The sequence below is a fragment of the Arthrobacter woluwensis genome (genome assembly GCF_030816155.1).
Lineage (GTDB): Bacteria > Actinomycetota > Actinomycetes > Actinomycetales > Micrococcaceae > Arthrobacter_E > Arthrobacter_E woluwensis_A.
In genome coordinates, this window is the sequence record NZ_JAUSXR010000001.1 from 636,329 (window position 1) to 654,038 (window position 17,710).

Consider the following 17,710-nt stretch of genomic DNA (forward strand, 5'->3'; position numbering starts at 1 on the left):
AGTCCGCTGGCCCTTGGGCGCTGCGGGCCCTCTGCTCTCCTGAGACCCTCGGCCGTCCTCAGACGCTGAGGTACTGCTCCGCCCACGCGGAGATGATGCGCGCCACGCGCGCCGCCTGTCCCTTGCCCGTCAGGAGGTGCTCGGTGCCCTCCAGCGAGACGAAGCTCCGGGGGTGCCGGGCCGTCTGGAAGATGGCGCTGGCGTTGTCGATCCCCACGGTGTTGTCGGTGGGGGAGTGGAGCACCATGAGGGGCCGGTGCAGGCCACGGATGCACTCTCTCAGATCGGCCTGCTGGACGTCCTCCACGAAGTGCCGGCGCACCTCACGACGGCGGCCGCCCAGGTCCACCTCGGCACTCCCGGTGGACAGGATGGTGTCAACCTCGGCATCGAACATGTGCTCCACATGCCGGGGCTCATACGGTGCGGCGACGGTCGCGACGGCGGCCACCTCGGGGAGTGACGACGCCGCGGCGAGCACTGCGGCCCCGCCGAAGGAATGGCCGACCAGGAGGCTGATCTGCTTGCCTTCGCCGCGCAGGAACTCCGCCGCCTTGATGGTGTCCGCCACCTTGACGCTGAAGGAGCCGTCCGACCAGTCCCCGGCGGAATCGCCCAGCCCGAGATTGTCGAAACGCAGCATCCCGACGCCCTGCTCGGCGAGGCCCTTGCAGATCCGAGAGGCCGACGGGCTGTCCTTGCCCAGCGTCAGCCCGTGAGAGAACAGGCCCCAGCCGCGGACCGGTCCGTCCGGGACGTCCAGGATGCCGGCCAGGCGTGCGCCCGTGCTGCCGTCGAAGCTGACCTTGAGGGTGGTGGGCATCGGGCCGCCTTTCATCTGTCGTAGCCCTCAGAAGCGTACCGGGCCGGGGTCCCGCGTGCCGGATGTGAAGCACTTCGACGTCATGCCGGCCGCCGCGCGCCCAGGAGGCGAAGGCGGTCCGGCGACCACGACGGCGCCAGGAAACGCGAACGGCGCCGCACACCGTGAGGTGAGCGGCGCCGTCCGTCGGCTGCTGAGATCAGATGCTGCGGGTCAGGATCGCCTGCTTGACCTCGGCGATCGCCTGCGTGATCTGGATGCCACGGGGGCAGGCCTCGGAGCAGTTGAAAGTGGTGCGGCAGCGCCACACGCCTTCCTTGTCGTTGAGGATCTCGAGGCGCATGTCACCGGCGTCATCACGGGAATCGAAGATGAAGCGGTGCGCGTTCACGATCGCGGCCGGGCCGAAGTACTGGCCATCGGTCCAGAACACCGGGCAGCTGGAGGTGCAGGCGGCGCACAGGATGCACTTGGTGGTGTCATCGAAGCGCTGACGGTCCTCGGGGGACTGCAGGCGTTCCTTGGTCGGCTCGTGGCCGCCCGGGATGAGGAACGGCATGACCTCGCGGTAGGACTGGAAGAACGGCTCCATGTCCACGATCAGGTCCTTTTCCACCGGGAGACCCTTGATCGGCTCCACCGTGATGGGCTTGGACGTGTCCAGGTCCTTCAGCAGGGTCTTGCAGGCCAGACGGTTGCGGCCGTTGATGCGCATGGCATCGGAGCCGCACACGCCGTGGGCGCAGGAGCGGCGGAACGAGAGCGAGCCGTCGTGGTCCCACTTGACCTTGTGCAGGGCGTCCAGGACACGGTCGGTGCCGTACATGGTGAGCGTGAAGTCATCCCAGTGGGCCTCTTCCGAGACCTCCGGGTTGTAGCGACGGACGCGCAGCGTGATGTCGAAGGACGGGATCTCCCCGCCGCCTCCGGCACTCGCCGGCAGCTCCACCTTGGATGCGGGTTCAGCGGTTGCGGCAGTCATCAGTACTTACGCTCCATCGGCTCGTAACGGGTGAAGATCACCGGCTTGGTGTCCAGACGGATGCCGGCGACGTGTTCGGCGGACGACTCGGAGTCCTTGTAAGCCATGGAGTGCTTCATGAACTTGGCGTCGTCGCGGTCGGGGAAGTCCTCGCGGTAGTGACCGCCACGGGATTCCTCACGGTGCAGGGCCGCCACGGTCATGACCTTGGCGAGTTCCAGCAGGAAGCCGAGCTCGACGGCCTCGAGGAGATCCAGGTTGAAGCGCTTGCCCTTGTCCTGGATGGAGATGTTCTTGTACCGCTCCTCGAAGGAGGCGATGTCCTGGAGCACCTGGTTCAGGGTCTCCGCGGAACGGAACACCTGCATGTTCGCATCCATGGTGTCCTGCAGTTCCTTGCGGATCGCGGCGACGCGCTCGGTGCCGTCGGCGTTGCGGACGGAGTCCAGCAGGCCGATCGTGAACGCCTCGGGATCCTCCGGCAGCTCGACGTAGTCGGCGCCCTTGGCGTACTCCGCGGCGGCGACGCCGGCACGCTTGCCGAAGACGTTGATGTCCAGCAGGGAGTTGGTGCCGAGACGGTTGGAACCATGCACGGACACGCAGGCCACCTCACCGGCAGCGAACAGACCCGGGATCACCGTGTCGTTGTCCTGGAGGACCTCGGTGGCGATATTGGTGGGGATGCCGCCCATGGCGTAGTGCGCCGTCGGGAACACCGGCACGGGCTCGGTGTACGGTTCCACGCCCAGGTAGGTGCGGGCGAACTCGGTGATGTCCGGGAGCTTGGCGTCGATGTGAGCCGGCTCCAGGTGCGTCAGGTCGAGCAGCACGTAGTCCTTGTTCGGACCGCAGCCGCGGCCTTCACGGACCTCGTTGGCCATGGAGCGGGCCACGATGTCGCGGGGCGCCAGGTCCTTGATGGTGGGGGCGTAACGCTCCATGAAGCGCTCACCCTCGGAGTTGCGCAGGATGGCGCCTTCACCACGGGCCGCTTCGGAGAGCAGGATGCCGAGGCCGGCCAGGCCGGTCGGGTGGAACTGGAAGAACTCCATGTCCTCCAGCGGGATGCCGCGGCGGAACGCGATGCCCATGCCGTCACCGGTCAGGGTGTGGGCGTTGGACGTGGTCTTGAAGACCTTGCCGGCGCCGCCGGAGGCGAACACTACGCTCTTGGCCTGGAAGACGTGCAGCTCACCGGTCGCGAGGTCGTAGGAGACCACACCGGCGACGCGCTTCTGCTTGTACGGGGTGCCGTCCTCGCGGACCGCGTCCTCTTCGACCGTCAGGAGGTCGAGGACGTAGTACTCGTTGTAGAACTCCACATTGTGCTTGACGCAGTTCTGGTAGAGCGTCTGCAGGATCATGTGACCGGTGCGGTCCGCGGCGTAACAGGCGCGGCGGACAGGCGCCTTGCCGTGGTCGCGGGTGTGACCGCCGAAGCGGCGCTGGTCGATGCGGCCTTCGGGCGTGCGGTTGAACGGCAGGCCCATCTTCTCCAGGTCCAGCACGGCGTCGATGGCTTCCTTCGCCATGACCTCGGCCGCGTCCTGGTCCACCAGGTAGTCACCGCCCTTGACGGTGTCGAAGGTGTGCCACTCCCAGTTGTCCTCTTCGACATTGGCGAGTGCGGCGCACATGCCGCCCTGAGCGGCGCCCGTGTGGGAGCGGGTGGGGTAGAGCTTGGTCAGCACGGCCGTGCGGGCACGCTGGCCAGCTTCGATCGCTGCGCGCATTCCGGCGCCACCGGCGCCGATGATCACAACATCGTACTTGTGGACCTGCATTCTCAGATGCCTTCTCTCTTCCAGGAAAATCTTCTGCTCAGGCCGCGGGCGGCCTGGACGCTACGGGGCCGGGGCAGAAGGACGGCGCGCCGTCCATGAGCTGGCCGTTGAGCACCGGGCACGGGTCGAAGGTGAAGATCACCAGGGTGCCCAGGACCACGACGACGGCGGACGCCACGTAGAGCAGCGTCTTCAGGACACGGCGGGTGCTGTCCTTCTCGGCGTAGTCGTTGATGATCGTGCGGACGCCGTTGCTGCCGTGCAGGAACGCCAGCCACAGCATGGCCAGATCCCAGAACTGCCAGAACGGGTCGGCCCACTTGCCGGCCACGAAGCCGAAGTCGATGGCGTGGATGCCCTGACCGACCATGAGGTTCACGAAGAGGTGGCCGAAGATCAGCACCACCAGGATGACGCCGGAGAGCCGCATGAAGAGCCATGCGAACATCTCGAAGTTGCCCTTGGAACCGGACGTGCGGCGGTACTGCGGGGCGATGCGGCTGTTGCCGCTGCGAGGAGCCTGAATCGTGCTCATGGCTTAGTGACCTCCCAGTGCCAGGCTGAGGTGACGGATGGCGAAGGCTGCGAAGACCACGACCCAGATGATGAGCACGGCCCAGAGCATCTGGCGCTGGTACTTGGCGCCCTTCTTCCAGAAATCGATCGCGATGACGCGCAGGCCATTGAAGGCGTGGAACAGGATCGCGGCCACCAGGCCGGTCTCGCCCACGGCCATGAGGGGGTTCTTATACGCCCCGATGACGCTGGTGTAGACCTCCGGGGACACGCGGACCAGCGACGTGTCCAGGACGTGCACCAACAAGAAGAAGAAGATCACAACACCGGTGATGCGGTGCCCAACCCAAGACCACATGCCTTCCCGGCCGCGGTACAAGGTGCCAGCTGGTTTCGTCGGCACTGAATAAACCTCCCTGGAACACGGCAGCGCTGGCATGTAGTCCATGCGGGGGAACGCATGCTGTGTGAGCCTGATGGCCCAAGCCAAATCTAGGCTTCGCTCACAGCTTATTCAATTTAGCTTTGCCTTGCCCCAATAATGCGAGCGCGGAATCCGGGCAAATGCGACTGCGCATGAGATAAATGCCACAAACGCGCGGTGCGCCCGGGCAGGCCTGCACCGTCATCAGGGGGTCCGTCGCCTACCATGTGGGGGTGAGTAACGACAATGTGGACGCCCGCAGCCACGCGATGGCCCGCTTTTTCGCGGTCATCCCTGCCGGCGGCGTAGGTACCCGTCTGTGGCCCCTCTCCCGGGCGGCCGCACCCAAGTTCCTGCATGATCTGACCGGCTCGGGGAGCACCCTCATCCGTGCGACCTACGACCGGCTCGAGCCCCTGGCGGAAGGCCGCGTGCTCGTGGTCACCGGCGAGGCCCATCGCGCCGCCGTCTGCCGCCAGCTGCCCGAACTCTCGGACCGCGACCTGGTGCTCGAGAGCGAGCCCAAGGACTCCGCGGCCGCGATCGGCCTGGCCGCCGCCATCCTGCACGAGCGGGACCCGGAGACCATCATGGGCTCCTTCGCCGCCGACCAGGTGATCAGCCCCACTCACGTCTTCCAGGCCGCCGTGCGGGAAGCGATCCACACCGCGGCCACCGGCAAGATCGTCACCATCGGCATCAAGCCCACCCACCCCTCCACGGGCTTCGGCTACATCCGGGTCGGCGAGCTCCTGAACGTCGAGGAGGCCCCGAACGCCCACGCCGTCGTGGAGTTCGTGGAGAAGCCCAACGAGACCGTGGCCCGCCAGTACCTCGACAGCGGGGACTACGTCTGGAACGCCGGCATGTTCGTGGCGCCGGTCGCCCTCATGCTCAAGCACCTGGAGATCAACCAGCCCGAGCTGCACGCCGGTCTCCTCGAGATCGCCCGCGCCTGGGACACTCCGGAGCGTGACGCCGTCACGGCGCGCATCTGGCCGACCCTGCCCAAGATCGCCATCGACTATGCGGTGGCCGAGCCTGCCGCGGCCGCCGGCGACGTCGCCGTCGTGCCCGGGGAGTTCGGCTGGGACGACGTCGGGGACTTCGCAGCGATCGGCCGCCTGAACAGCGCGCGTGAGGTCGACGACGTCACCGTCCTGGGCGATGACCCCCGCGTCTTCACCGAGGACGCCAGCGGCGTCGTGGTGGCGGACACCAAGCGGGTGATCGCGCTGATCGGCATCAAGGACGTCGTGATCGTGGACACCCCGGACGCCCTGCTGGTGACGACGACGGAGCACGCACAGCGCGTGAAGAGCGCGGTGGACGCCTTCAAGGCGAGCGGCGATACGGACGTTCTGTAACTCCGCGTGACCTTTTGAGGTTTTTCCGCACGCCCGCTCTAAAGTGTCAGGGTGCGCAACTACTCCAGCGAATCGAACCCGCCGCAGCTTGCCGGACCCTGGCTGGAACCGCTCCTGCCGGAGCTGATCGAGTTCCGCCGGGATCTGCATGCGCACCCTGAACTCTCCTTCAAGGAGTTCCGCACCACGGACCGTCTCGTGGCGCGTCTGGAGGCCGCGGGGCTGACCCCGCGGCGGCTCGAGGGCACGGGCGTCGTGGTGGACGTGGGGGAGGGCCCCATCGCGACGGCGCTGCGCGGGGACATCGACGCCCTGCCCATCATCGAGGAGACGGGCCTTCCGTTCGCGAGCACCAATCACGGCGTGACGCACGCCTGTGGGCACGATGTGCACACCACCACCATGCTCGGCGTCGCCCTCGTCCTGCACGCGATGCACCAGGCCGAGCCGCTGGGCGGTTCCGTCCGCATCATCTTCCAGCCCGCCGAGGAGACCATGCCGGGCGGCGCGCTGTCCTGTATCGCCCAGGGCGTCCTGGACGGGGTGCCGCGCATCATGGCGCTGCACTGCGACCCCAAGATCGACGTCGGGCACATCGGCACGCGCATCGGGGCGATCACCTCGGCATCGGACACCATCAAGATCGAGCTGACGGGGCGCGGCGGCCACACTTCACGCCCTCATCTGACCGAGGACCTCGTGTTCGCGCTCTCCCAGATCGCCGTGAGCGTTCCCGCCGTGCTGTCCCGCCGGATCGATGTCCGCAGCGCCGTCTCCGTGGTGTGGGGGCAGATCAGCGCCGGCTCCGCGCCCAACGCCATCCCGGCCAGCGGGTACATGGCGGGCACCATGCGCTGTCTGGACCGCGACGCCTGGCACGGCGCCGGCGAGCTCCTGGACAGCGTGGTGCAGCAGGTCGCGGCCCCGTACGGGGTGGACGTGCACCTGGAGCACACCCGGGGCGTGCCGCCGGTGGTGAACTCGGAACACGAGACCGCCCTGATCGAGGCGGCGGCCCGCGCGGAGCTCGGCGAAAGCGCCGTCGTGCTCACCCCGCAGTCCATGGGCGGTGAGGACTTCGCCTGGTTCCTGGCCGACGTCCCCGGCGCGATGATGCGTCTGGGCACCCGCACTCCCGGGGGCGAGGAGTACGATCTGCACCGCGGCGACTACATCCTCGACGAGCGCGCGCTCGGCTACGGGATCAGGGTCCTGGCCGGGGCCGCGCTGCGCACCATCAGGGATCTCGACGAGGCCTAGGCCTACCCGTAGGTAACAAATATTCAACGATCAGTGCATATCCAGCCGTCCGTGGTAGCGGGCGGCGTGGATCACTGAGTAATGTTGCCTTCATCACCGCCCGGGCCATGGATGCTTGGGCATTTCGAGTTTTCTGGAGGATCCTTGAAGATTTCCAAGCAGGCGCGCGCCCTCGGCGCAGCCAAGCGCGGTTCGCTGGTCGGCGTCGCAGGCATGAGCGCCGCAGCACTGCTGCTCTCCGCCTGTGGCGCAGCCCCGGAGCAGAAGTCCGGTTCCGCGGCCGGCAGCAGCGACTACAAGGCGTGCATCGTCTCCGACTCGGGTGGTTTCGATGACCAGTCCTTCAACCAGTCCTCCTACGAAGGTCTGAAGAAGTCCGAGAAGGACCTGGGCATCACGACCAAGGAGATCGAGTCCAAGTCGAACAACGACTTCGAACCGAACCTGCGTGCCATGGTCAGCGCCGGCTGCAACCTGACCGTCACGGTCGGCTTCCTCCTGGGTGACGCCACCAAGGCGCAGGCCGCGGCCAACCCGAACAAGCACTTCACCATCATCGACTTCGCGTACGACAAGGAAATCGCCAACGTGAAGCCGATCATCTATGACACGGCTCAGGCCGCGTTCCTGGCCGGTTATGCCGCAGCCTCCACCACGAAGACCGGCAAGGTCGGCACCTTCGGTGGCATCAAGATCCCCACCGTCACCATCTTCATGGACGGCTTCGCGGACGGCGTGAAGTACTTCAATGAGAAGAAGGGCAAGAACGTCCAGGTCCTCGGCTGGGACAAGGACAAGCAGGACGGCACCTTCACCGGTGACTTCGAGAAGCAGGACAAGGGCAAGCAGGTCACCAAGTCCCTGCTCGACGGCGGAGCGGACATCATCATGCCCGTCGCCGGTCCGGTGGGCAAGGGCGCTGCCAGCGCTCTGAAGGAAGCCAAGGCCGGTGGCAAGGACGTCAAGCTCGTGTGGGTCGACTCCGACGGCTACCTGACCGCCCCCGAGTACAAGGGCCTCATGCTGACCTCCGTCATCAAGAAGATGGACGAGGCTGTGGAGACCGTGGTCAAGGACGACAAAGACGGCAAGTTCACCGCCAAGCCGTACGTCGGCACCCTGGCCAACGGCGGCGTGGACGTGGCGCCGTTCCACGACCTCGCCTCCGCTGTGCCGGCCGATCTCCAGAGCGAGCTGGATGCCCTGAAGAAGGACATCGTGGACGGCAAGATCAAGGTCGAGTCCAAGGCCAGCCCCAAGCAGTAGGGCTTCCGGCGTGAGTGCCGCCGCCCCCGTCGCCCGGTGAATTCCGCCGGGCCGGGGGCGGCGGCGCTTTGCGTGAGTGAAGACCTGCACCGCGGACCCGGCGCTGGGATAGCCTGCTGGGTATTCGATGCAATGGGACGACCGCACAGGGCATCATCTGATGGAACGGAAACAACAGCGTGAAACTTGAGCTTCGGGGGATCACCAAGACCTTCGGCACTTTCGTGGCCAACGATCATATCGATGTGGTGGTTGAGCCGGGGCAGATCCACTGCCTCCTCGGTGAGAACGGCGCGGGGAAGTCGACTCTCATGAACGTCCTCTACGGCCTCTACGAGCCCACTGAGGGCGAGATCGTGGTGGACGGGAAGCCCGTGAGCTTCCGCGGTCCGGGCGATGCGATGGCGGCGGGCATCGGCATGGTGCACCAGCACTTCATGCTGGTCCCCGTGTTCACTGTCGCGGAGAACGTCGCCCTGGGTGGGGAGAACACCAAGGCCGGTGGCTTCCTGGATCTGGAGTCCACCAAGACCCGGATCCGCGAGATCTCCGACCAGTACGGCTTCAACGTCGACCCTGACGCCCTGGTGGAGGACCTCCCCGTGGGCGTGCAGCAGCGCGTGGAGATCATCAAGGCGCTGGTGCGGGACGCGAAGGTCCTCATCCTGGATGAGCCCACCGCCGTGCTGACGCCGCAGGAGACCGACGAGCTCCTGGACATCATGCGCCAGCTCAAGGCCTCCGGCACTTCGATCCTCTTCATCTCCCACAAACTCCGCGAGGTGCGGGCCGTTTCGGACACCATCACCGTGATCCGCCGCGGCAAGGTGGTGGGCAACGCCGACCCGAGCGCTTCCACCACGGAACTCGCCGCGCTCATGGTGGGCCGTCCCGTCAGCCTGACCCTGAACAAGGAACCCGCGAACCCCGGCAAGACCACGTTCTCGATCCGCGACCTGACCGTCCTGGCCCCGAACGGCCAGCGGGTGGTGGACGGCATCGACCTGGACATCGCCGAAGGTGAGATCCTCGCCGTCGCGGGTGTGCAGGGCAACGGCCAGACCGAGCTGACCGAGGCCATCCTGGGTCTTCAGGATCACGTGGCCGGCTCGATCACGCTGGACGGCAAGGAACTCCTGGGACGCAACGTCAAGGAGGTCCTGCACGCCGGTGTGGGCTTCGTCCCCGAGGACCGCAAGGAGGACGGCCTGGTCGGGCCGTTCTCGGTCGCGGAGAACCTGGTGCTGGACCTGTACGACCAGGCGCCCTTCGCCCGCGGTGTCGCCATGGATCCGGGCAAGGTGGCCTCCAACGCCACCGCGAAGATCGACGAGTTCGACATCCGCACCCCGTCCGGCGCGACCCCGGTGGGATCGCTGTCCGGCGGCAACCAGCAGAAGGTGGTCATGGCCCGGGAACTGTCCCGGCCGCTGCGCCTCTTCATCGCGTCCCAGCCCACCCGCGGCGTGGACGTCGGGTCCATCGAGTTCCTGCACCGCCGGATCGTGTCGGAGAGGGACAAGGGCATCCCGGTGATGATCGTGTCCACCGAGCTCGACGAGGTGGTGGAACTGGCGGACCGCATCGCCGTCCTCTACAAGGGCAAGGTGGTGGGCATCGTCCCCGCGGACACCCCGCGCGATGTGCTCGGCCTCATGATGGCGGGCCTCTCCCCGGAGGACGCCGTTCACAACACCGCCACGCAGCAGCATCCCGGCCGCCACCAGGCCGGCGACATTCAGACGGATCAGGCAGGAGAAGCCGGTGAGTAAGCAAGAACAGCCTCGGCTGGACGGCCAGGAGATCGTGAAGAAGATCTTCACGGGCAACGCGATGGTCTCCTTCCTGGCCGTGTTCCTGGCCCTGGTGCTGGGCGGCCTGCTCATCGCGGCCACGGACAAGGACGTCGCCACCACGGCGGGGTACCTGTTCGCCCGTCCCACCGACTTCCTGAGCGCCCTCTGGAAGGCCGCCACCAATTCGTACGTCGCGCTGTTCCAGGGAGCCGTGTACTCCCCGGAGGCGACGGGTCCTCTGGGTCACTTCGGGCCCTTCATGGAGACCCTGACCATCGCGACCCCGCTCATCACGGCGGCGCTGGGCGTGGCCCTGGCGTTCCGTGCGGGCCTGTTCAACATCGGCGCCCAGGGCCAGATCATCGTCTCCGGCACGCTCGCCGCGTACCTGGGCTTCACCTGGCACCTGCCGCCGTTCCTGCACCTGCTGCTGGTGATCATCGCCGGTGTCCTGGGCGGCGCGGTCTGGGGTGGCCTCGTGGGCTACCTGAAGGCACGCACCGGCGCCCATGAGGTCATCCTGACCATCATGTTCAACTACGTGGCCCTGTACTTCCTGCGGTACCTGCTGACCACTCCGGAGTTCCAGCGCCCGGGGGAGACCAACCCGATCTCGCCCACCCTCGATCCGAACGCCGTCTACCCGCTGATCGCCGGGGACCAGTACCGTCTGCACGCCGGCTTCCTGCTGGCGATCGCGGCCACCGTGTTCGTCTGGTGGCTCCTGAACCGCTCCACCTGGGGCTTCGAGTTCCGTGCCGTGGGCGCCAACCCGAAGGCCGCGCAGACCGCGGGCGTCAACGTCTCCCGTGCCACCGTCCTGGTCATGGCCTTCGCCGGCGCGCTGTCCGGTCTGGGCGGCGTCGCGCAGGTCGCGGGCACCGAGAAGGTCCTGACCGACGGTGTCGCCGCGAGCTATGGCTTCGACGCCATCACGGTCGCCCTGCTCGGCCGCTCCACCCCGTGGGGCACCTTCGCCGCCGGCCTGCTCTTCGGAGCGTTCCGTGCCGGTGCGGTCCAGATGCAGATCCAGACCGGAACCCCCATCGACATCGTCCTGATCGTCCAGTCCCTCATCGTGTTGTTCATCGCGGCCCCGCCGCTGGTCAAGGCGGTCTTCGGGATGAACCGTAAGAAGAAGGCCACCAAGGCCGTCCCGCTCACCGGAGGTGCCGTATGAGCACAGCAGTCGCAAGTCCCGCCCCGGTGGAGGCCGGCCTGAAGCCCGTCGGCTGGAAGATCCCCGTCATGCTCGGCGTGGTGGCCGTCGCCACCTTCCTGTTCTGCGGGATCCTGGGCCCGGACTCGACCGCGGGGTTCGAGATCTCCCAGGACGGTGATTTCTTCCAGCTCCCCGTGGTGACGCTCCCGGCGAAGGCCACCGGACTGGTCCTGGGCATCATCATGCTCGCCATCGCCGCGTGGTCCGTCGTGCTGCGGAACCGCGGCCGCTCGGTGCCGATCTGGGCCGTGGCCGTCTTCGCGGCGGCGTTCGTCATCGCGTTCCTGACCGCCGTCGTCGGTGGCGCCCGCCTGCACGAGATCTCCCTGGCCGGTCTGCTGGCCGGTTCGGTGACCCTCGCCGTGCCGCTCGTGTTCGGTTCCCTCTCCGGCGTGCTCTGCGAACGCGTCGGCGTCGTGAACATCGCCATCGAAGGCCAGCTCCTGGGTGGCGCGTTCACCGCGGCCCTCGTGGGCAGCGTGACGCACAACGCCTTCGCGGGCCTGCTGGCGGCCGCGGTGGCCGGTGCTCTCGTCTCGATGGTCCTGGCCGTCTTCAGCATCCGTTACCTGGTCAACCAGATCATCGTGGGCGTGGTGCTGAACGTGCTGGTGTCCGGTCTGACGGGCTTCTTCTTCTCGACCCTCATGCAGAGCGACCCGGAGAAGCTGAACTCCCCGGCGCACCTGCCGGTGATCGAGATCCCGGTGCTGTCCAGCATCCCGCTGATCGGCCCGATCCTCTTCAAGCAGTCGATCATCGGCTACCTCATGTACGTGGCCGTGTTCGTCGTGTGGGTCGGCCTGTTCAAGACCAAGTGGGGCCTGCGGGTCCGCGCCGTGGGTGAGCACCCGCAGGCCGCCGACACCCTGGGCATCAACGTCAACGCCACGCGGTTCTGGAACGTCACCCTGGGTGGCGCGATCGCCGGCATCGGCGGTTCCTACTTCACCCTGGTGGCTGTGGACTCCTTCACCAAGGAGATCTCGGGCGGCCGTGGCTTCATCGCCCTGGCGGCGCTCATCTTCGGCCGCTGGAACCCGATCGGCGCCTTCCTGGCCGCGCTGCTCTTCGGCTTCGCGGACAATCTGCAGTCGCTCGTCACGATCATCGGGACCCCGGTTCCGAGCCAGTTCATGGCCATGCTGCCGTACCTGGTCACGATCCTGGCGGTCGCCGGTCTGGTGGGCCGCTCGCGGCCGCCTGCGGCCAGCGGCGTCCCCTACGTGAAGGAATAGGCGTGGGGGACACGACGGCGGCCGCGGCCACCGCGGAGCTCGACTGGGACGCTTTGCGGCAGGCCGCCGTCGTCGCCATGGAGAAGGCGTACGCGCCGTACTCGCGGTACCCCGTGGGTGCGGCGGCCCTCCTGGACGACGGCCGGGTGGTCTCGGGCTGCAATGTGGAGAACGCGAGCTACGGGCTGACGCTGTGTGCGGAGTGCACCCTGCTGGGGCAGATCCGCATGGGCGGCGGCGGCCTGATCCGCGCGTTCTACTGCGTCGACGGCGCCGGCTCCGTGCTGATGCCCTGCGGCCGCTGCCGACAGCTGCTCTATGAATTCCGGGCCCCGGACATGGTGCTCATGACGAGCCACGGGATCAAGACCATGGACGAGGTGCTGCCGGACGCGTTCGGTCCGCAGCATCTCGAGGAGGACCGTCCGGCGGCGCCGGAGGGTGAGGACCACCAGGAGGGGACGCATGACTGAGGCATTCGACGCGGTGGACGTGATCCGCACCAAGCGTGACCGCGGGGTGCTCAGCCCCGGCCAGATCGACTGGATCATCGACGCGTACACCCGCGGCGTCGTGGCCGAGGAGCAGATGGCCGCCCTCAACATGGCCATCCTGCTCAACGGGATGAGCCGCGAGGAGATCGCGCGCTGGACGGCGGCGATGATCGCTTCCGGCGAGCGGATGGACTTCTCCTCGCTCCGCCCGCGCCCGGGTGGCCCGGTCAACGCCCAGGGATCCATGCCCACCACGGACAAGCACTCGACCGGTGGCGTGGGTGACAAGATCACCTTGCCGCTGGCGCCACTCGTCGCGGTCTACGGTGTGGCCGTGCCGCAGCTGTCCGGCCGCGGCCTCGGCCACACGGGCGGCACCCTGGACAAGCTGGAGGCCATCCCCGGGTGGCGGGCGGACCTCAGCAATGAGGCGATGCTCGCCCAGCTCCAGGACGTCGGCGCCGTGATCTGTGCCGCCGGTTCGGGCCTGGCCCCGGCGGACAAGAAGCTCTACGCGCTCCGCGATGTCACGGGAACCGTGGAGGCCATCCCGCTCATCGCCTCCTCGATCATGAGCAAGAAGATCGCCGAAGGCACCGGGTCGCTGGTGCTGGACGTCAAGGTGGGCAGCGGCGCCTTCATGAAGGACGAGGAGCAGGCCCGTGAGCTGGCCCGCACCATGGTGGCCCTCGGCCACGACGCCGGGGTGAACACCGTGGCGCTTCTGACCGACATGTCCACGCCGCTCGGCCTCACGGCAGGCAACGCCATCGAGGTCGAGGAATCCGTGGAGGTGCTGGCCGGCGACGGTCCCGAGGACGTCGTCGAGCTGACGGTCCGCCTCGCCGAGGAGATGCTGCAGGCCGCCGGAGTGCGCGACGCCGATCCAGCGGCAGCGCTGCGGGACGGCCGCGCGATGGACGTGTGGCGCCGGATGATCGCCGCTCAGGGCGGCGACCCGGATGCCCCGCTCCCGGTGGCGAAGGAGAGCGAGACCATCCTGGCTCCGGCCGACGGTGTGCTCGTGGAACTGGATGCCCTCAAGGTCGGAGTGGCTGCCTGGCGTCTCGGCGCGGGCCGCGCCCGCAAGGAGGACGTGGTGCAGGCCGGGGCCGGGGTGCGTCTGCACGCCAAGCCCGGCGCGGTGGTCCGGGCGGGGGAGCCGCTCATGACGCTCCTGACGGACACCCCGGAACGCTTCGAGCGGGCCAAGGAGGCGCTGGAGGGCGCCACCCTGATCGCGCCGGAGGGTTCGCGGGCCGGCAACCGGCTGGTCCTGGACCGCATCGCGGCCGACTGACCCGCCCTCCAGACCGGCGTATGGCGGCACAGCGGCGGCACGGCACAGCCTCGCTCTGCCCCCGGGGAACGGATCGTCTCCGTCCTGGGTATGAGAGCGGGGCTGGTGCATTTCGGCCGAGGGGCTGACGCCGCAGTGCGGGACCCGGGCCTACTGTTTAATGTGTGACTTTCACGGTGGCCGTGTAGCGAACGGCACGGCCACCGTGGGACACTTTCCCCATCATTTCGAAAATCAAACAGGAGACACGGCCCGCGTGGAATTCATTGATCAGGCGATCCTCCATGCTGCTGGCCAGTGGTGGATCTATCCCGTCCTCCTGGTGTTCTTCTTCGTGGACGGCTTCGCCATGGTCGTCCCCAGTGAGACCCTCATCGTGGCGCTGGCCGCCTACTCCCGGCACGCAGGGGAACCGAACCTCTGGATCCTTGGCCTGACGGCACTCGTCGGCGCCATGGCCGGTGACAACATGGCGTACATGCTCGGCCGCAAGATCGGTCTCGACCGGTGGGCGTGGATGCGCAGGCCGAAGGTCCGGAAGGTCTTCGAATGGGCCGACTACGAGTTGCAGAAGCGTGGCGCGGTCCTGATCTTCACCGCGCGGTACATCCCCTGGGGCCGTGTGGCCGTCAACTACGTGGCCGGCACCACGGGCTTTCCGCACCGGCGGTTCTTCGCCCTCGACGCACTGGCCTGTTTCACCTGGGTCGTGTATTCGCTGGTCATCGGCCTGGTGGCGAGCTCCATCCCGTGGCTCCATCACAATCCCCTCGCCAGTGCAGGCATCGCCGTGGCCTTCGCGATCGTCCTGGGCTACGTGATCGATCATGTGCTGCGCTGGTGGCACAAGCGTCTCGGCCGGAACGACGTCCCGGAGCGCCCCGTGAGCCTGAAGAAGGAACGGGCGCTCGGAGCCGACACGGACGGCGCCGCCGAGCCGACCGTGTCCAAGCCGGCCGAGAATCCGCCGACCCCCTGATCCCCGTTCTTGACGGAGTGAGGCCCCCGCTGCCGCGGGGGCCTCACGTGTTTCCGCGCACCTGTGGCGGCTCCGGCTTCGTGTCCTGCGGCGTCGTGTCCTGCGTCAGCGTGCCGACGACGACGGCCACCAGGCGCGCTGCCCGTCACTCGCCCAGGCGGTCCCGGAGTCAGGATCCACGCGGGCGTTCACCAGCCAGTACGTGCTCAGGGGCGCCCATCCCGCGATGACCGAGTGACCTGCGGGCGGACGGGCAGGCAGTTCCTCCTCGAGCACCTCCGGCCTCTCGCCCGGGTCCACCAGACGAGGCACCGGGATGGCGACGCCCGCGGAGCTGAGGTACCCCCGCAGGGTGAGGTGGACGGCGTCGAACTCCGCCGCCATGGCGTCGAAGTCGGGAAGGATCCAGGGTTCCACTTCGCCCGTGACGCGGTGCCAGTCGTGCCGTTTGGTGGCGCTCGCGTCGAAGGGGAACCGGGCGCAGAGCCAGGCCCAGTCCCGTGGGCCGTCGATGACGAAGAGCCGCAGGTCCTCCGCCGGGCGCGGGATCTCGAGGCGGTACGCCACGGCACATTGCCAGCCGTGCGGATCCTCCACGAGACGCAGTCCGACCGGTTCGCCGGGGTGAGCTCCGTGGTGTGGATCGATCATGGCGGTGGGCCAGGCGGGGCAGGACTGGACGAGCCCCGACGGCGGGGTGGACCACCATTCGCCCGAGTGGCGTGTCGAAGGGTCAGCCGGAAGCTCGAGGACCATCCGGCTCTCCCAGGCCGTGGTCCGGTCCCACCACTCTTCGAGCACCTGAGCGGCGTCGTCCTGCGCGGGAGGGGCGCCGAACGGGAGGCCCGCGGCGCTGTTGTCGAATTCCACGACCCAGGCGGTGTCCGCCACGGGACGTGCGTCGAGTCCGAAGGTGAGGATTGCGCGGGCGGCCTCACGGGCGAAGGGGAACAGCGCCTGGCGGATCCGCTCTTGCGCGGCCAGGATCTCCTCGCCGTGGATGTCACCCCAGTAGGAGGCCTGGGAGACCGTGACCTCCAGGGCTTCGACAAGCTCCGCTCCGGTCAGGGGCGAGGGTTCATACTGGCGGATGCGCTGCGCGAGCTGCTCGTAGGGGAGCGGGTCCGGCAACCGCGGTTCAGGCGGTTCGTGCACTCCTGGGCCTACACGCCGCGGCAGTCCCTGCCAGCCCCGCTCACCTGGTGCGCGGCGGGACAGCTCGGTGGCGACGTGCTCGTCGTGGCAGGCGTCGAAGAACGCCGAACGGTCCTGCCACACCGGGCCGTCGTAGTCGCCGTCCATGAGCTTCACGAGGTGGTTCTGGAAGCACGTGAAGGTGAGGCGGAGCCCACGCGGCGAGCCCAGCATGGCCTGGGCGAAGTCTTCCGCGAGATCGTCCCCTGGGCGCGGCGCGCCGTCGTCGTTCCCCATGTCCGGAGCCTAGCCGAGAGGCCGGCACGCGGCCATTCAGCGGCGGATCGCCTCGATCACGAGGAGACGGGAGTCCTCACGGACGGGAGTGCGGTCCCAGTCGCCCCAGACGGCCCGGACGTCGAAGCCCGCGCGGTCCAGTTGCTCGACGAGTGTGGCTTCGGACCGAAAAGCGAGCGTGAAGTCGTGGGATAAGTCCTCACCGTCCAGGATGTTCCGGGAGCGGAGGGTGACTGAGCCGTCGCCCGCCTCGTCGAGGTCCGTGTGGAGCAGCTCGAACGACTCCTGGAGGCTGACGTGCGGAGTGTCCCGTTCGGTCGGGGCTGCCGAGGCCCAGCCTTCCCAGGCGCGGTCGGACGGGTTGCGGCTCTCGAAGGCGATCAGCCCGCCGGGCCGGAGTGAGGCGTGAAGGTCCGCCAGGGTGCGCTCCCACGCGCCGTCCGGGATGTGCTGGGCGACGTTCCCGCTCAGAATGGCGACGTCGTGCGCGCCGGGCGGGATGGAGCGGCTGTCGCCGAGGATCCAGTCGACCTGTTCGGAACCGCGCCGTCTTTTCGCGAAATGAAGCATCGCGGGAGAGGGGTCGACGCCGACGACGCGGCGGCCGGGCGCGGCGAAGGTGACCGTGAGGATCCCGGTGCCGCAGCCGAGGTCCAGCACCGCACGGGCGCCGGCATGGTCCACGAGAGAACGGTAATAGTCGTGGTCCGGGCCATCCGGATTGTCGATGTCGTACAGCTCGACGAGCCGTGGGTCGAGGTCGGGCATGCCTTCACGCTAACAAGGGGGAGTGGCGAGGGGAAGGCGGGGCCCTCGCCCCCGTGG

16 protein-coding genes are annotated in these 17,710 nt (G+C 67.9%); 9 read left to right on the forward strand and 7 right to left on the reverse strand.

The annotated features are described in order from the left end of the window. Positions 1-58: 58 nt before the first annotated feature. The 5 genes from QFZ52_RS02880 to sdhC form a co-directional block, all read right to left on the reverse strand. Positions 59-823 carry an alpha/beta hydrolase family protein gene (locus QFZ52_RS02880; RefSeq protein ID WP_307496140.1) on the reverse strand — a complete coding sequence of 255 codons (765 nt, stop codon included), beginning with the start codon at positions 821-823 and terminating at the stop codon, positions 59-61. A 199-nt stretch (positions 824-1,022) separates the two neighbouring features. After that, the gene (locus QFZ52_RS02885) at positions 1,023-1,805 is read right to left on the reverse strand and encodes a succinate dehydrogenase iron-sulfur subunit (RefSeq protein WP_278268393.1); all 783 of its coding nucleotides are present in this window, start codon (positions 1,803-1,805) and stop codon (positions 1,023-1,025) included. Beyond that, a complete protein-coding gene (gene sdhA, locus QFZ52_RS02890) occupies positions 1,805-3,592 on the reverse strand; it encodes a succinate dehydrogenase flavoprotein subunit (RefSeq protein ID WP_307496141.1) in 1,788 nt (595 codons plus the stop codon). Before sdhA ends, QFZ52_RS02885 begins: the two co-directional genes overlap by 1 nt. Before the next feature lie 37 nt (positions 3,593-3,629). Continuing rightward, positions 3,630-4,127 carry a succinate dehydrogenase hydrophobic membrane anchor subunit gene (locus QFZ52_RS02895; RefSeq protein ID WP_307496142.1) on the reverse strand — a complete coding sequence of 166 codons (498 nt, stop codon included), beginning with the start codon at positions 4,125-4,127 and terminating at the stop codon, positions 3,630-3,632. A gap of 3 nt (positions 4,128-4,130) precedes the next feature. After that, complete coding sequence (sdhC, locus tag QFZ52_RS02900) at positions 4,131-4,511, reverse strand: succinate dehydrogenase, cytochrome b556 subunit (RefSeq protein WP_082724158.1); 381 nt, start codon at positions 4,509-4,511, stop codon at positions 4,131-4,133. A 290-nt stretch (positions 4,512-4,801) separates the two neighbouring features. On the opposite strand from sdhC, the gene QFZ52_RS02905 reads away from it, so the two are divergent. The 9 genes from QFZ52_RS02905 (at position 4,802) to QFZ52_RS02945 (ending at position 15,454) form a co-directional block, all read left to right on the forward strand. Beyond that, positions 4,802-5,899: a mannose-1-phosphate guanylyltransferase gene (locus QFZ52_RS02905; RefSeq protein WP_278269084.1), complete on the forward strand. Its 1,098-nt coding sequence runs from the start codon at positions 4,802-4,804 to the stop codon at positions 5,897-5,899. Between the two features lie 51 nt (positions 5,900-5,950). Further along, complete coding sequence (locus QFZ52_RS02910) at positions 5,951-7,159, forward strand: amidohydrolase (RefSeq protein ID WP_307496143.1); 1,209 nt, start codon at positions 5,951-5,953, stop codon at positions 7,157-7,159. 144 nt (positions 7,160-7,303) lie between these two features. After that, on the forward strand, positions 7,304-8,425 hold the full coding sequence (locus QFZ52_RS02915; protein ID WP_444861213.1) for a BMP family lipoprotein: 1,122 nt from the start codon (positions 7,304-7,306) through the stop codon (positions 8,423-8,425). 179 nt (positions 8,426-8,604) lie between these two features. Beyond that, positions 8,605-10,197, forward strand: coding sequence for an ABC transporter ATP-binding protein (locus QFZ52_RS02920; protein ID WP_307496144.1), 1,593 nt, complete (start codon positions 8,605-8,607; stop codon positions 10,195-10,197). Further along, positions 10,190-11,401 (forward strand): ABC transporter permease, encoded by a 1,212-nt coding sequence (locus QFZ52_RS02925; RefSeq protein WP_278268398.1) that lies wholly within the window; start codon positions 10,190-10,192, stop codon positions 11,399-11,401. The genes QFZ52_RS02920 and QFZ52_RS02925 overlap by 8 nt, the downstream gene beginning before the upstream one ends. Next, complete coding sequence (locus QFZ52_RS02930; RefSeq protein WP_307496146.1) at positions 11,398-12,681, forward strand: ABC transporter permease; 1,284 nt, start codon at positions 11,398-11,400, stop codon at positions 12,679-12,681. Before QFZ52_RS02925 ends, QFZ52_RS02930 begins: the two co-directional genes overlap by 4 nt. 2 nt (positions 12,682-12,683) lie before the next feature. Continuing rightward, positions 12,684-13,154, forward strand: a complete 471-nt coding sequence (locus tag QFZ52_RS02935) for a cytidine deaminase (protein WP_307496148.1) — start codon at positions 12,684-12,686, stop codon at positions 13,152-13,154. After that, the gene (locus tag QFZ52_RS02940; protein ID WP_307496149.1) at positions 13,147-14,475 is read left to right on the forward strand and encodes a thymidine phosphorylase; all 1,329 of its coding nucleotides are present in this window, start codon (positions 13,147-13,149) and stop codon (positions 14,473-14,475) included. The genes QFZ52_RS02935 and QFZ52_RS02940 overlap by 8 nt, the downstream gene beginning before the upstream one ends. 256 nt (positions 14,476-14,731) lie before the next feature. Further along, a complete protein-coding gene (locus QFZ52_RS02945; protein WP_307496150.1) occupies positions 14,732-15,454 on the forward strand; it encodes a DedA family protein in 723 nt (240 codons plus the stop codon). 105 nt (positions 15,455-15,559) lie between these two features. Here the strand turns inward: QFZ52_RS02945 and QFZ52_RS02950 are convergent, their stop codons facing one another. Together QFZ52_RS02950 and QFZ52_RS02955 are read right to left on the reverse strand one after the other, a co-directional pair. After that, the gene (locus QFZ52_RS02950; RefSeq protein ID WP_307496151.1) at positions 15,560-16,885 is read right to left on the reverse strand and encodes a hypothetical protein; all 1,326 of its coding nucleotides are present in this window, start codon (positions 16,883-16,885) and stop codon (positions 15,560-15,562) included. Positions 16,886-16,921: 36 nt separating this feature from the next. Beyond that, complete coding sequence (locus QFZ52_RS02955; protein WP_307496152.1) at positions 16,922-17,653, reverse strand: class I SAM-dependent methyltransferase; 732 nt, start codon at positions 17,651-17,653, stop codon at positions 16,922-16,924. Between the last annotated feature and the right edge of the window lie 57 nt (positions 17,654-17,710).